We start from the raw sequence: 13,785 nt of genomic DNA on the forward strand, positions 1-13,785 counted from the left end.
TCACTGCTTCAAAATGAAACCGAGCCGTAGGGCCTCGAGAACTCTCTTAAAGGGGCCTTTCAGTAGTTCCGAGGCATACATTGTGATAAGACCTGCCGCAAACCCCCCTAAGACGTCAGATGTCCAGTGGACACCCAGGAGTATCCTTGATAGGCAGACTGCGAGGGCCCAGGTGTATATAGCCAGGCTCCACGCGCTACTCGATCTCCTACCTGCGTACAGCGCTAGCGCTACTGCTCTCGTGGCGTGACCGGACGGGTAACTGTAGTATTCCAAGGACATCAACGCCGACGCTGGTTGAAGAAGGCCGCTCAAGCCCGGCCGCGGTACTCTGAAAACCAGCTTGAAGGCCGCGTCGAACAAGACGGATAACACCAGTAGAACCGCCACGTCGTAAGTATGCTCTCTAAGCCCCCTTGAGCGGACAAGGTCTACAACAGCCATTACGACCCAGACTACGCCGAGGAAAACCACGCTCGCCGTACTCGAGATCCCTATAACCACGACGTTGTCAAACCTTAGTTGCTCGTAAACATAGTAGTCCAGACCCCTCAGGAGCCCTGACAAGACTGCTGCGGACAATGCCCCGAAGAGCGCTAGCGAGTAGGCTAGTTTGAGCCAAGTCTTCACCATAACCAACACCAACCCCTTTGCTGTAATAACCCTTGTAGTTAAGCATGCCTGGGTAAGGTAAAAAAGAGTATGTGACCTACGGAGGCTAGAAGTGCGGGCTATATAGGCTTGGCGAAGCCCCACTTCTCCAAGGCTCTCGCGAGTTCCTTATGGTCCTTCGCGTACTCGTCTAGGGGTATCCCCTTTATTATAGCGTCGAGAGCCTGCCTAACTGCTGTAGCTCCCGCTCTGGGGCCGTCTGGGTGGCCTATTGTACCTCCACCTATCTGCATGACGAGGTCCGTCCCAAGGGCTTCGACCACTATTGGTAGATTGCCGGGGTGTAGGCCGCCAGACGACACGGGCATCATTGGCTTGATGTGGTACATCTTCTGAGGTAGGTGGAAGTCGTCGTCGGGGTCGGGCTGGTATTCCTCCGCCCTGAGCATCTTGGCTATCCTGACCACGTCTAACTTGGCGCCCTCGAGCTTGCCCGCGCCTGCCGTACCTATGTGTAGCTGGTCCATCCCCAAGATCCTGTACAGCTTAGCGAGCACGAACATCGAGATACCGTGGTAGGGGTTCCTCGTAATAGCAGCGTGCATCGCTCTGTGAGCGTGTATCGCTAGCTTGTACTCCTCCGCGAGGTCTCTAATGTAAGTCAGGGCCGACCAGCCCGTGATGACGACGTCGACCATTATGTAGGGGTTGCCGTAGTCTGCCACCAGCTTAAGCCTCTTCTCCATCTCTCTTACGTCTGCAGTTATGTTGGCGAACCAAGCCTTCCTCTCACCAGTCTCTTTTTCCACTTTGTCGATGATCTTCATGATCGACTTTGCCCTGGCCTCGAACCGGCAGAAGCTAGGGCTGGCCAGGTTCTCGTCGTCTTTTATGTAGTCCATTCCTCCCATTAGAAGCTCGAGCGCTAGCTTTTCGACCTCCTCTGGAGTATAGCCCACTTTGGGCTTAGGCACAGTCCCCACAATGGGTCTGTCGTGGACTTCAAATATCTCTCTTACCCCTTTAACGCCCTTGAAGGGGCCTTTGAAGTACTGGAGGAACTGCTTCGGCAGGTAAATATCTTCTACTCTTAGACCCTCAACTCTCCTCATGCCGAATATGTTGCCAGCTATACTAGCCAGGAATACCGGCATGTTCCCCTCTTCGAACAGCTCGACGGGGTAGGCTACTCTAACAATGTAAGACCCGTCCTTCAAGTCCTTGAAGTAGTAGGCCCTACCACTTAACCTCTTAACCCTCGAGACGTCGTACCAGCTGAACAGCGTGGTCCAAGTGCCAGTGCTACTCTCTGCCGCTACCCCGCCGGCCGCGTCCTCTACAGTGAACCCGGGGGCCGGCTTGACTCTGAACGTGACTATCACATGAGTATCAGGGTCTGGCTGGTAGGTTTTGTCGACGTACTCGGGGTATGGTTCAAAACCCTCCTTAGGCAATACGATCCCTCACTCAAAGAATATTTTGGGTTAATTCACGATTAAATCTCCGACCTTGGGGAGACCAATAAGTTTGAGGGTGCCCAAATTGGTTGAGGAAAAAATTGTATACGAGGACCCGGAGGGGAGGTTCTACTACCTGGAACACACGGGTGACATATACGTTAAGGCGGTGGGGAGCGACATACTGGAGCTTCTCGAGAACGCGGGGCTAGCGCTCTTCGAGAGCATGGTGGACACTAAGAGCGTTAGACCGGTATTGGAGAGAAGTGTTAGCGCCGAAGGGTTCGACCTTGAGAACTTGCTGTACAGGTGGCTCGAGGCCCTCCTTACAGTGTACTACTCTGAGAGGATTATGTGTGGAGACCTCGAGGTACACAAGTTAGAGATTGAGAGGAGGGGCAACGAGCTCAACTACAGAGTTGGCGGTAGGTGCGTTGGGGAAGTCTTCGACCCCTCGCTACACGAGGCCCGTGTAGAGGTCAAGGCCGTCACGTACAGTCTGATGAGGATCTTGAAAGACGACAAATGGACCGCTTACTTCGTTCTCGACATCTAGGTTAAAACTAGCTTTTTAAGAGTAAGCGAGCACTCGTCGCAGAAGAACCTCTCCTTGGAGTCGACATCGACTATACTGTTACTGAAGCTCATTACACACCTCTTATTGTGGCAGTGGGGTAGGCCGAGTAGGTGTCCCAACTCGTGCACCACCTCCTTCGCTACCCGCTCTACGTAGAGGTCGAACTTAGCCGACCTTCCGTAGAACTCCTCTCTCAGCCTCTTAGTGAAGACTACTCCCGTCCTCTTGCGAGGCTCCGCGAGTCCGAACACAAAGTTTAAGCCAGGCTCGTAACCGTCGATCATTCCCACCCCGACGAAATAACCCCCTTCGTCTAGACTCGAGACCCCCCTGTACAAGTCCTCAACTATACAACCAACCCGGTACTGCATCCTGTCCCAGTCGTAGCACTTCAAACTCGGCTTGAGGACCTCCGGCCAACTGTATATCTCCAGGTCCACACCAGCCCTGTTGTAACTCTCGCGAACCATGCCAATTATGGTGTCGAGGTATTCGACGATGCCTGCTTGAGTTAAAGGGATAATGTAGAGCTTGGGCAATCAACCACCCTAGGAGTTGGAATGCCGCCGCGGGGACTTGAACCCCGGACATCCCGGTCTTCAGCCGGGCGCTCTCCCAGCTGAGCTACGGCGGCCTCTGCATATTCTGAATCTCGCATGGGGGATTTTAATACTTTAACCGCACATAAATAGATTTGCACAGCTTTCTGGTTGCGTGGGGTAAGACCTTGATCGCGGCCATATTGGCGGGCGGTTTCGGGAAGAGATTGAGACCCTTCACAGAAGACGTCCCCAAACCCCTAGTCCAAGTAGCGGGGGAGGCCATCATAGACTGGCAGATCAAGTGGTTGAAGAAGCATGGAGTTAGGGAGCTCGTGATACTTGCCGGCTACAAGAAGGAGAGGCTCATCGAACACCTGGGTAGCGGGGGTAGGCATGGCGTCAAGATAACCTACGTTATCGAGGACGAGCCGCTAGGCACAGGCGGGGCTATAAAGAACGCCGAGCATGTCTTGTCTAAAAACGACGTCTTCATAGTGGTAAACGGGGATATACTCACAAACCTAGACCCCAAGAAGCTCGTAGTTAAACTTGAGGAAGACAGGAAACTTCTCGGAGTCATCGCGTCGATACCGTTGCCCAGCCCCTACGGAGTGTTGAAGATTGAGGGTGATAGGGTGGTGGGTTTCGTGGAGAAGCCTATTATATCCGACTACTGGATTAACGCCGGCATCTACGCGTTGAGACCCGAGAGTTTAAGGTACTTCCCCGAGAAGGGTGATCTAGAGAAAACCGCGTTCCCCAAGATGGCTGAGGAGGGCGTTCTAGGGGTTGTAAGGTATGACAACGTGTTTTGGAGGGCTATAGACACGCACAAGGACTTGGAGGAGGCTTCTAACCTCATCTCAAACGTCCTTAAAGGCGAGCTATGATCAGCATTTCCGGCTCACATCACAGTTCATGAGACCCTCTTCTCATCATCCAGCACTTCTTAATTACAGTAGTCGTTTAAAACAGTTTGCTACCGCACACCGCTAATCCTTCTCTCGGGGAGTCTTGCTAAAAAACTTATTACAATGAGACACCTTACCACATCTTGGTGTAATTGTGTTACACCAGTACATAAAGGAAAAGACCAAAGAGTTCTCGGAAAGCGAAAAAGAAGAACGATATAAGTATTTGGGTAAAGAGGTCATAGATGTGGGTGACCCCGGTCTAGACAGCATACCAGAGTTCTACGGTATTGCCAACGCGATCTGGAGGGACTGGAACGAGGGGAAGATACCGACTAAGACCGCTATTGGGAGACTGCTACTTCTCAAGTTACTAACGAATAAGAACAAGAACCACAAGATAAAGAATATACCAGAGGAGGAGCTTGAGGAGGTCAGAAGCTTCATAGACTACGTCATAAAGGTGATAAGAACCGGGAGCATAAAACGCGGCGAGCCCGAGGAGGAGAGGTCTCCATCTTAGCTGTACTACAGTCTTTCCCACGATAATTACCTTTTTTACTATTCCACGTTACGCGTAGACCTGGGCTTATAGGTTTATAAAACGATGCAGTTTAGATGATATTCTTGGACGCGGCGGTCGTCTAGCCTGGAATAGGACGCCGGCCCCCCAAGCCGGAGATCCCGGGTTCAAATCCCGGCCGCCGCATCGGCTCAAACACGTCCTCCCTAACCTCATCCCTCCTTTGCCAACGCTACCAACAGCACTATTGCCGAGAATAGGACGAATGCAACGAACAGGATCATCTGTATGTTCACTTTCACCACCCGCAAGTCTTGTTGAGAATTTGTAGGATCTCCAAGTTGACCTCTTCCACATTGACTATGCTGTAACCTGGAGAAAACAAGTGCAGGTTCGCCACGGCGTTCTTTGCGGCGTTGTCTAGCAGGAGCTTCACGAGTAGGTGACGCGGCAAACCCGTTTCATTAGACACTCTATCTACCTGCTCCAGCGCGTAGGTTAGTGGAACGTACGGGTCCGCACCTGAGGAGGTCATATTAGTGCTGAAGGGGTGGAATAGAGGGCTTGACTCGTTGTAGTGCGCCACTAGAGAGGAGGCTATAACCCTCCCGCAGGCCACGTGTAGACTCCCCTCAGCCCGCCACGGCGCAATCGCGTGTGAGACCAGCCACACTAAGGCCGGGTACACGAACCCCAACACGACCACTAGAATTAGAAGGAGAGCCGCCAGACTAGCGAGCTTAACCACGACCTTAAAGAAACTCACCAGTGGATCACCCCGTAAACGGTCCATGCGACCGCAGTGTCGATCAACTTGATCGCGACGAACGGTATAATGGCCCCCGTGATACCGTACACGATAAGGTTCCGCACTAGGAGCCTCTTGAAAGTGGAGACCTTGAAACCCGCCCCCTTGACTGCGAGCGGTATTAACAACGGGATTATGATGGCGTTGAAAATCATGGTGGCTAAGACGGCCGTCACAGTGTTGTACAGGTTGAGGAAGTTTAGGAAGCTCGCCTGGGGGACGACTGTTGAGATGATGAACGGGAGTATGGTGAAGTACTTGGCTATGTCGTTCATTATACTGAAAGTCGTGAGAGCGCCCCTGGTCGTTAATATAGACCTGCCGAGCTTGATGATGTCGACTATCCTGGCCGGGTTGGAGTCGAGGTCTATCATATTGGCAGCCTCCTTAGCGGGCCTCGTACCCGTGTGCATCGCAACACCAACGTCAGCCCTCGCAAGCGCCGGGGCGTCATTTGTTCCGTCGCCCATAACCGCCACAACATGCCCCTGTTTCTCTTCTCTCTCTACCAACAGCAACTTGTCCTCGGGCTTAGCCTGAGCGTAGAAATCCTCGATACCGGCCTCTTTTGCGATACTAGCCGCAGTATAGGGGTTGTCACCCGTGATCATGACCGTTTTTATACCCATTAGCTTCAGCTCGTGGATCCTCTCCCTGATGCCCTTCTTTAACCTGTCTCTCAACACGACGAAACCGACGAGGACGTCGTTGAAGGCCACTAGTAGTGGGGTGTCGCCACGAGACCCTATAGTCCTCACAATGTCCTCTATCCTAGGGTCTTTGTCGATGTTCAGGAGTCTTAATATGGCGTCTGGAGCTCCTTTGACTATCCTGACCTCCTCACCCAGACTCCTCATGGCTAAAATCTCCTTCTCAATCCTGGAGAGTGGTTGACCCTCCGGCTCCCCGAACATTCTCTTACCTCCCCTCCACGCGAAGACTATACCGCCGTACCTCTTGCTAGGTGTGTAGTTTATCCTCGATGCGACCATCGCCTCTTCCACTAGGACTTTGGCTGGGACGTAGCCTTTCTCTTCGGCCAGCCCGATTATCGACTTCGCCTCGTGCGTGGAGTCGCCTACAGAAGACAGGTACGCTGCAATCGCCACGTCCCTCTCGCTATAGTTGTTCAGCGGAACGAATTCGACAGCGCTCCTGATACCCTCGGTAATAGTGCCAGTTTTATCGAAGATCACGACATCTACGTCGCCCGCCGCCTCCACCGCCTTACCCGACTTGGCGATGACGTTGTGGCTCGCGAGCCTTAGTACACCCGATATCCCTATCGCAGGCAGCAGCCCCCCTATGGTTGTCGGCATTAAGGCCACTAACAATGATATCATGAGAGACGGGTCTGGGTAATTGCCGAAGGCACCCAACACGAAGTACAGCGACGCCACTACCACTAGGAAGATCAGCGAGAGGCCGAGGAGCAGCATCGACAGCATTATCTCGCTCCTCATTTTCGCTCTCTTGGCCCCCGAGATCAGGGCTATCATTTTGTCGAGATAGCTCCTGCCCGGTTCAGCGGCGACCTCTACAACGATCTTGCCCGTTACCACTTTAGTACCAGATATGACTCTGTCGCCCTTACCCTTGAAGGCGGGCTCCGACTCCCCCGTAAGCATCGATTCGTCGACGAAGGCCTCCCCCTCGACAACAAAGCCGTCTTGAGGGACGTACTCGTTCTGCTCTACCACTACATAATCCCCGATCCTCAGCTCGCTAGACTTGACGTCAACCACCTTGTCGCCAACCAGTTTGTGTGCTACTATCTCTTTCTCGAGCCCTTTCAGGAAGTCGACCCTAGCCTTAGCCTCGTGCTCCGAGAAGGACTCCGACAGCGTCGAGAACCACACCGTGATTAGTAGAATGGCGAAGACGTCCACATAGAACCACGTGCCCAAGTAAGGCGAGGGGTAGAAGACGAGAGGTAGCTCGAAGAACGCCCCAAGCTCTACGATGAACATTATCGGACTTGTCTTCAGTAGGTAGAGGGGGTTAAGCCTCTTGACGGACTCGGTTAAAACACTAATCCAGCTGATCTTAAACTCGCTCAACTCAGCCACCCATTAACAGGGGGCCTATTGCCAGGAACGGGAAAAACGTTAAAGCGGTCAGAATTACGATCATAACTACAGAGAATATTACGAACAGCAACCCCTGTGTTTCGACGGGCTCCTCGGCAACGCTTCTCTTGGCTTTACTTATGTCGTCAGCTATCAGTAAGAACAGGAAAATAGGCAAATACCTGCCCAAGAGCATGACTATGGCTGTAGACAAGTTCCAGAAGGCCGTGTTACCGAGAGACCCTAGGTAGCCGGAACCGTTGTTGGCCGCCGCAGAGGTGTACTCGTACAAGACCATCGTGTACGTGAGGGGGTCCAGGCTATTCGAAAAGGCTGTGTACTGTCTTAGTACTAGAGCTATAGAGGTCGGCACGAGTATAATGGCGGGGTGTATCAGGAATACCACCGTAGATAGCTTGACTACTCTAGGAGATATAGGGATGTTAACGAATCTCGGAGTCTTACCCACCATCAGCGAGCCGATGAAAATTATTATGAAGACGTAGACTAGCAGGTACAGCAGCCCTACTCCATCGGCCCCGGGGACGGCCTGGATGAACATAGCTGTAAGGAAGGCGGCTATGGCGGAGGGCTTCATGGCTAGCAGACTCGAAGCCGTAGCCCCTGTATCCGACAAGAGAGAGGCCGTATTGAAAACGAGGGAGCCAGGGTAGCCGAGTCTCGGCTCTATCAGGTTGTTTAGGGAGGGCACGCCGCTTGCTACGGAGACACCGACGATTATGAAAGCCGTTACGTAGGCTACGGCGAACAGGGAGAGACCCCTACGTTTCCCTAAGACCCTGCCGAAGGCAAAGAGCATGCTCGTCGGTGTGAGTAGCATTAAAACCGACTCTATGAAGTTCGTGAGCCCGCTCGGGTTTTCGAGAGGGTAGGCGGAGTTCGACCCGTAGAAACCCCCACCGTTAGTACCTAGAAGTTTTATCGCCTCGAACGAGGCTACTGGGCCTAACCTCAACATAAACGACCCGGAATACGGGTTGTCTACTCGAACCCACTCGTTGAAGGTTTGCGGGACGCCTAGGGCAGATAGCAGTACTGCGCTGACGATGGATAGCGGTAGCAATAGTAGCCCTATCGTCATAACCAAGTCGCGGTAGAAGTTGCCCGCACTCTCTCCCATCAGCGACCGGAAAAAGGCTAGCGAAACCGATATACCTGTAGCGGGAGCCAGAAACATCGTCGAGCCGATAACTACGCTCTGAGCCATGTTCGTGAGCGTCGTCTCGCCGATGTAATGCTGGAGATTCGTGTTCGTTGCGAAGGATACCGCCGTATTGAAAGCTAGGTCCCAAGGGAGGTCGGTTCCACCGAAGAATAGTCCCTGTTTAGCGAGTAGCACGGTGTCGATGGCTATTAAGATGAAATTGAAAAACAGCAAGTCTTTAGCGTAGTCGGTGAAGGACCTGCTAGTAGTGTCCAAGCCTATACGGTCTAAGCACCTGTAAATTACCTCTAGGAGTCTCGGCGGCTTCTTGTGCCATTCAACAACCATTTTTCTAATAACCCCGCTTAGAACGTAGCCCGCTATAACAGTGGTCAAGAAAATGTTAAGCCAGTAGACGATCAGCAATTGAATCATAGAAACACCCTAAAATTGATGGACTACCGTTAGCACTATTGCTTCATGGCACCTGTCTACTATAAACATGGAGATGAGTATGAGATGGCAACCTTATTAATCTAACAGCAGACCGCTTAAGACGGCCTTTTACAAAGTTTCCCTACCATGAATAGTTGGAGTGCTACGGCTCCGCATATATCAGAGTGTACCCTTTCTTGCTAACCTTTTCAACGCGCTTGTATACATCTCTTGCCTTGCTAAGAATTCTCTCTCCACCCTTAGCTAGCACGAACTGAGCCCATCCACCGCTTCTCAGGTGGTGGACAGCCCCCAGTACTATCCTTTCGACCACGTCCATGCCCGCCGCAAGAGGGGGGTTTGAGTATATCGCATCAAACCTCTTCCCTTTGAAAGGCTCGTAGGCATCCCCTAAGACCACTACAACCCTATCCTCCACCTTATTCAGTTTAGCGTTCAGCTTTGAGACCTTAACTGCGAGCGGGTTCACATCCACCATGTAGACTTTCAGGCGGGGCGCTACGCTCGCGACCGCTACACCTATTACGCCAAAACCGCATCCGACATCTAGCACTTCTCCCTCCTCGGGTATCCTTAGGTGTCCCAGTAATAGGCGAGTGCCCTCGTCGACCTCGCTACCGGAGAACAGGCTCGTGTACGAAACGAACTGGAGAGGCACGCCTCTGTAGACGTAGGTGACTACGACTTTATTCCCTGCAGGCCCCTTCTTAAAGTAGTGGGTCAACTCTTCGAGACCTGCCTCTTCCAGGTTTGCGGGTATACGCCCGGTTGCATGTACACTCTCTTAGTCTTAACTACGATGCCCTTGTTCATGTTTTTGATCTCGGCGGCGTCGTGCTGGGATACGCCCAGTGATACCAGCTCGCCCTTTAGTGTAAAAACCGCCACCGTAGACCCTTTCCTCACGTCGCTCGTGACTTTCGCTACACCCGGCGCAGCGAGGTTGGCCCCGTGGGCTATGGCGTCTACAGCCGTGTCCAGTATCACCACTTTGGGTAGGTGTACAACCGAGACTTCGACAGGTTGTACTACTCTCCTGAGCAGTCTCTCGTCGCCTCTCTCCCTCCATAAAGTGACCGCTTCCATGACCTCCTGCATTGTAAACAGAGTCTCGTCCTCTCTGAACGGCCCTGTCCTAGTCCTCCTGAGCTCCCTCATGTGAGCCCCTACACCCAGGAGCAGCCCTACGTCGTGAGCTATCTTCCTCATGTAAGTACCGGGGTCGGAGAGTACGCGGACTAAGGCAAACTTGTCCCTGTACTCGAGCAACTCGATCTCGTAGACTTTCCTCTTCCTCAAAGCCCTCTTCACGCTCGATCTCAAAGGTGGTCTCTGGTAGATCTCGCCTTTAAAGTACTCAACAGCCCTCCTCAAACTCTCTTCATCGACCGCGTCGTGGAGCTGAATCACCATGACGTACTCCTTGACCGTGTGAATTACGCTGCCGATCACTTTCGTGGCGTTCTCTAGGCCTACAGGCAGGACACCTGTTACTTTGGGGTATCCCCGCCCCGTCTACAGGGGCTCTAGGGTACCCCCGTGCCCTGCCTTGCTAACCCCTACCAGTTTCTTAACCCATGCGACTACTTCGTGACTTGTAGGCCCTGGTGGTTTGTCTAGGTTTATCACTCCGTTAACAATGTGCTCCTTGATCGGCCTCTCGTAAGGAAGCCTACCGTAATCGCTCGACGTGTCGGCTTCTCTCACCACTATCCAGTCGTTTTTGTATCCAGCTCTCTCTGTTACGTGGTCTAGGAATTCCAGCCCTCTCTCCACTAGACCCATCGGGTAGCACCACCCTAAGTCTTTAATGCACGAGTCAGCACCTATTAAGGAGCTTAATACACGATAAGGGTGAGGCGATGAGCTGAAAACCTGTACTAAAATAGCCGTGCGGGTCAGCCGCGTTCAGGTGGACACCGCCGCTTAGACGACGCTGGTTGAGACCTTTACTCTCTCTTTCATGAAATCCGTTAACCCGCTTTCACCAATGGCCTTCAATACCTCCTCGTCGCTCGCTCCTCTAGATATCGGTATTTTCTTGTCTAGAGGCTCTATGTGCTTTATGTTGACCCTCCTCCGCTTCACCCCTGTGAGGCTCTTCGGGCCTGTAACCAGGACGAAGCTGTCGTCTATTATGTCGACTATGACGCACTTCCTGCCCGCCTCTCTACCCGACACCTTGACGCAGACCCTGCCTATCTCAATAGCCGGCATAGTCAACACCCTCTCTCAAAGATTAGCAGTTTTATGTGTTTTTAAAAACTTGTCTATACTATACTTTATGATCGCAAAAGTCTCCTCAACGCCCAACTTTGACGTGTCTATGACTAGGTCGAAAACCGACAGGTCCAGCGGGTCTATCCCGTAGAACTCTATGAACCTCCTCCGCTGGACACTCTCGCGCACAATAGTCTCGCGTAAAGCGTCCTCGAATGGCTTGTTGTCCCTTGCCGCGATTCGGGCTACGCGGACTTTTAGGGGGGCTGTTATGTAGATCTTAAAGTCTACGATGTCGCTCGCGATCCATGCCGTCAGATGGCCGTCTAGCACTACATTGTCTTCGTGCGCTAATTGGAACGTCCTCTTGTCTATCTCTAGGTCAATGCTCGGGTCTTTCAGTGCGACGAGAGATAACTCCTCCAGCGACAACCCCCTGCTTCTGGCCAGCTCTCTGAAAATACCACCAGCGGAGTAGTAGACCAGGTCGTAGGTGTCAGCGATTCTCCTAGCGTGTGTAGTCTTCCCACTCCCCGGAGGGCCGCTTACAGCTATCCTCACCAACTTCAGCACCGCAAAAGTAGACTATCTAGCTGGCAGCCCTCACAGATCGCCTAATAAGCTTGGCAAGACAACTCGGGCAGACGACCCCGCCGTAGATCCTCTCGGGCCTTTTCTCAGTCTTAGCGAGCTTCCTCAACTGACTCGGCCTGAGCCTCGGGACACCGTTGAGCGGTCGTCCACATATAGCACAATGGGCGGAGGAGGGCCTTCTCTTCTCGTAGTGGACTCTAAGCTCGCCCCCGGGCGTCCTCACCACAACCCTTCTCCAGCTCCTAGCCCTGTACATCGGTCTGGGCATCGCTGCCGACCCCTGTAAGCGTTATCGTGTTATCCAGAAAATCGGCTCGGAGTCTAATAAATCCTTCTACTCCCCTATGATTCTCTTCAGTAACGGGTACGCCTCGAGCGCCCTCTCGTACGCTATCATCATGTAGTACTGCTGTACGATACCGATTGCCAGTAAGAGGCCCATTCCGCCGCCGTAGACGCCAAGCACGTCGGATAGCGCTGCTATAACACCCACTATAATACTGGACAACACTGTGAGAGGTGTTATGTATTTGTCGAGCATCTTCTCCAAGACCTTGGGGTTCCTCCTCATGCCGGGGACTTCCATCCCGCTGTCTACTAGCTGTTGGGCTTGAGCGGTCGCGTTTAGCCCGGAGACCTCTACCCACATGTAGCCGAACACTATTGATAGCAGTACGAGCACCACGATGTAGACAACGGTCTTAACGGGGTCGGCATAGGCACTGTACACTCCCAGCGGGGAGTTCAGGTAGTACGCGATCCCGCCGACTAGGTTGCCGTTTTGGTCGTACGTAGCGAGTGTGTTAACTAGCCACTGGGGTATCAAGCCTCCCCCGTAAGTCCTGAACAGCGACGCGAATACTAGAATGTCCGCGTACAATATACCCACAAACAGGACAGGGATGTTCGAGACGTAAAGGAATTGTAGGGGTATCCGAGTTTTTATTGACTGAAGTCTCGGCGTTGTAATGGGGATGTTAACCCTCATGTTGCTTAAGTAGATCACGAGTACCGCGACAACGATCGTAGCTATGAGACCGACCAGGTCCCTCCCGCCGGGTCTTATCATTATACTCGACAGGCTACTACCAGTGGAGAGAGCCTGGATGATGTAGGGTATCAACCCCACGGCTGTGCCGTTTATCACGACTGGGCTGAATATGTTCCAGAAGATTATAGTTGCTACACCGGACAGGATGAAGAGGCTGACACCCGACCCTATACCCCACCCCTTCTGTATCATCTCGTCGAGGAGTATCGCGATGTAAGCTCCCGCGAAGATCTGGAGCCCCACTATCAACCTAGTAGACCACGAGGCAGTACACGCAGTGAACGGGTTGGGCCCCGTGACTACCCAATACCTACACGACAAGACGTACATCGCGGCCTCGAAGACGGCCAATATAATCGCCAGCGTCTTCTGGGCTGAGGTAAACTTCTTCCTATCCTCTGGGTCTGTAAGGTCGAGGTCGACCAGCTTAGCTCCGGCCAGGATCTGCATTATCAGGCCCGCGGTCACGATCGGGCCTATACCTAGCTCCATTAGGGTTCCCCTATTAGACGCAAAGATCACCTGTATTAACAGTATCTGTTGTTGCGAGGCCGGCTGGATTGGGATACCGTACAGCGGGGTGTTAGCGAGTATTAGGTATACTATTAGCGCCATAGCGGTCCAGAACAACCTTTCGTACAAGGACGGCTTCCTATCCGGCTTCTTAGCAGCAGGCAAATAGTCTGCTATCCTCGCCATTACGTCCAAGGCTCCCATCGTGGACACCAGCGGGTTACTGGCGTAAACTAGGCTATCTGGGTTAGACATATCAAGTAGCTTATTAAAACTTATCCGTTGAG

General features: G+C 52.7%; 15 protein-coding genes, 2 tRNA genes and 1 pseudogene. 4 read left to right on the top strand and 14 right to left on the bottom strand.

The features are described 5' to 3' along the window. Positions 1–633 (bottom strand): phosphatase PAP2 family protein, encoded by a 633-nt coding sequence (locus WLZ34_RS03020; RefSeq protein ID WP_434731811.1) that lies wholly within the window; start codon positions 631–633, stop codon positions 1–3. A gap of 98 nt (positions 634–731) precedes the next feature. Continuing rightward, on the bottom strand, positions 732–2,066 hold the full coding sequence (gene rbcL, locus WLZ34_RS03025; protein ID WP_434731812.1) for a type III ribulose-bisphosphate carboxylase: 1,335 nt from the start codon (positions 2,064–2,066) through the stop codon (positions 732–734). Positions 2,067–2,145: 79 nt separating this feature from the next. On the opposite strand from rbcL, the gene WLZ34_RS03030 reads away from it, so the two are divergent. Continuing rightward, on the top strand, positions 2,146–2,625 hold the full coding sequence (locus WLZ34_RS03030) for an archease (RefSeq protein WP_434731813.1): 480 nt from the start codon (positions 2,146–2,148) through the stop codon (positions 2,623–2,625). On the opposite strand, the gene WLZ34_RS03035 is transcribed toward WLZ34_RS03030, so the two are convergent. Continuing rightward, positions 2,622–3,185, bottom strand: a complete 564-nt coding sequence (locus tag WLZ34_RS03035; protein WP_434731814.1) for an archaemetzincin family Zn-dependent metalloprotease — start codon at positions 3,183–3,185, stop codon at positions 2,622–2,624. The two genes, WLZ34_RS03030 and WLZ34_RS03035, sit on opposite strands and share 4 nt — an antisense overlap. A gap of 22 nt (positions 3,186–3,207) precedes the next feature. Beyond that, positions 3,208–3,280, bottom strand: a tRNA-Phe gene (locus WLZ34_RS03040). A gap of 93 nt (positions 3,281–3,373) precedes the next feature. On the opposite strand from WLZ34_RS03040, the gene WLZ34_RS03045 reads away from it, so the two are divergent. From WLZ34_RS03045 to WLZ34_RS03055, 3 genes are all read left to right on the top strand, one after another. Then, positions 3,374–4,078 carry a nucleotidyltransferase family protein gene (locus tag WLZ34_RS03045; protein WP_434731925.1) on the top strand — a complete coding sequence of 235 codons (705 nt, stop codon included), beginning with the start codon at positions 3,374–3,376 and terminating at the stop codon, positions 4,076–4,078. Positions 4,079–4,253: 175 nt separating this feature from the next. Further along, the gene (locus tag WLZ34_RS03050; RefSeq protein WP_434731815.1) at positions 4,254–4,622 is read left to right on the top strand and encodes a hypothetical protein; all 369 of its coding nucleotides are present in this window, start codon (positions 4,254–4,256) and stop codon (positions 4,620–4,622) included. A gap of 110 nt (positions 4,623–4,732) precedes the next feature. Continuing rightward, positions 4,733–4,808: transfer RNA gene (locus tag WLZ34_RS03055), tRNA-Gly, on the top strand. A 112-nt stretch (positions 4,809–4,920) separates the two neighbouring features. Here WLZ34_RS03055 and WLZ34_RS03060 read toward each other — a convergent pair. The 10 genes and pseudogenes from WLZ34_RS03060 to secY form a co-directional block, all read right to left on the bottom strand. Beyond that, complete coding sequence (locus WLZ34_RS03060) at positions 4,921–5,388, bottom strand: potassium-transporting ATPase subunit C (RefSeq protein ID WP_434731816.1); 468 nt, start codon at positions 5,386–5,388, stop codon at positions 4,921–4,923. Beyond that, the gene (locus WLZ34_RS03065; protein ID WP_434731817.1) at positions 5,385–7,499 is read right to left on the bottom strand and encodes an HAD-IC family P-type ATPase; all 2,115 of its coding nucleotides are present in this window, start codon (positions 7,497–7,499) and stop codon (positions 5,385–5,387) included. Before WLZ34_RS03065 ends, WLZ34_RS03060 begins: the two co-directional genes overlap by 4 nt. Further along, a complete protein-coding gene (locus WLZ34_RS03070; protein ID WP_434731818.1) occupies positions 7,492–9,099 on the bottom strand; it encodes a potassium-transporting ATPase subunit KdpA in 1,608 nt (535 codons plus the stop codon). Before WLZ34_RS03070 ends, WLZ34_RS03065 begins: the two co-directional genes overlap by 8 nt. Positions 9,100–9,262: 163 nt before the next feature. Then, the gene (locus tag WLZ34_RS03075) at positions 9,263–9,844 is read right to left on the bottom strand and encodes a class I SAM-dependent methyltransferase (protein ID WP_434731819.1); all 582 of its coding nucleotides are present in this window, start codon (positions 9,842–9,844) and stop codon (positions 9,263–9,265) included. Further along, positions 9,841–10,608 (bottom strand): annotated as a pseudogene (locus tag WLZ34_RS03080) (RNA-guided pseudouridylation complex pseudouridine synthase subunit Cbf5); the annotation flags it as partial. The gene WLZ34_RS03075 and the pseudogene WLZ34_RS03080, both read right to left, overlap by 4 nt. 27 nt (positions 10,609–10,635) lie before the next feature. After that, positions 10,636–10,905, bottom strand: a complete 270-nt coding sequence (locus tag WLZ34_RS03085; protein ID WP_428726808.1) for a tRNA pseudouridine synthase A — start codon at positions 10,903–10,905, stop codon at positions 10,636–10,638. A gap of 141 nt (positions 10,906–11,046) precedes the next feature. After that, complete coding sequence (locus tag WLZ34_RS03090) at positions 11,047–11,337, bottom strand: 50S ribosomal protein L14e (protein ID WP_428726807.1); 291 nt, start codon at positions 11,335–11,337, stop codon at positions 11,047–11,049. Positions 11,338–11,352: 15 nt separating this feature from the next. Beyond that, on the bottom strand, positions 11,353–11,904 hold the full coding sequence (cmk, locus tag WLZ34_RS03095; protein ID WP_428726814.1) for a (d)CMP kinase: 552 nt from the start codon (positions 11,902–11,904) through the stop codon (positions 11,353–11,355). A gap of 25 nt (positions 11,905–11,929) precedes the next feature. Beyond that, positions 11,930–12,202, bottom strand: a complete 273-nt coding sequence (locus WLZ34_RS03100) for a 50S ribosomal protein L34e (protein WP_434731820.1) — start codon at positions 12,200–12,202, stop codon at positions 11,930–11,932. 66 nt (positions 12,203–12,268) lie between these two features. Then, positions 12,269–13,702: a preprotein translocase subunit SecY gene (secY, locus tag WLZ34_RS03105; protein WP_434731821.1), complete on the bottom strand. Its 1,434-nt coding sequence runs from the start codon at positions 13,700–13,702 to the stop codon at positions 12,269–12,271. Positions 13,703–13,785 lie beyond the last annotated feature (83 nt).

This window comes from Thermogladius sp. KZ2Tp1 (genome assembly GCF_051131135.1).
In the GTDB taxonomy this organism is placed as follows: domain Archaea; phylum Thermoproteota; class Thermoprotei_A; order Sulfolobales; family Desulfurococcaceae; genus Thermogladius.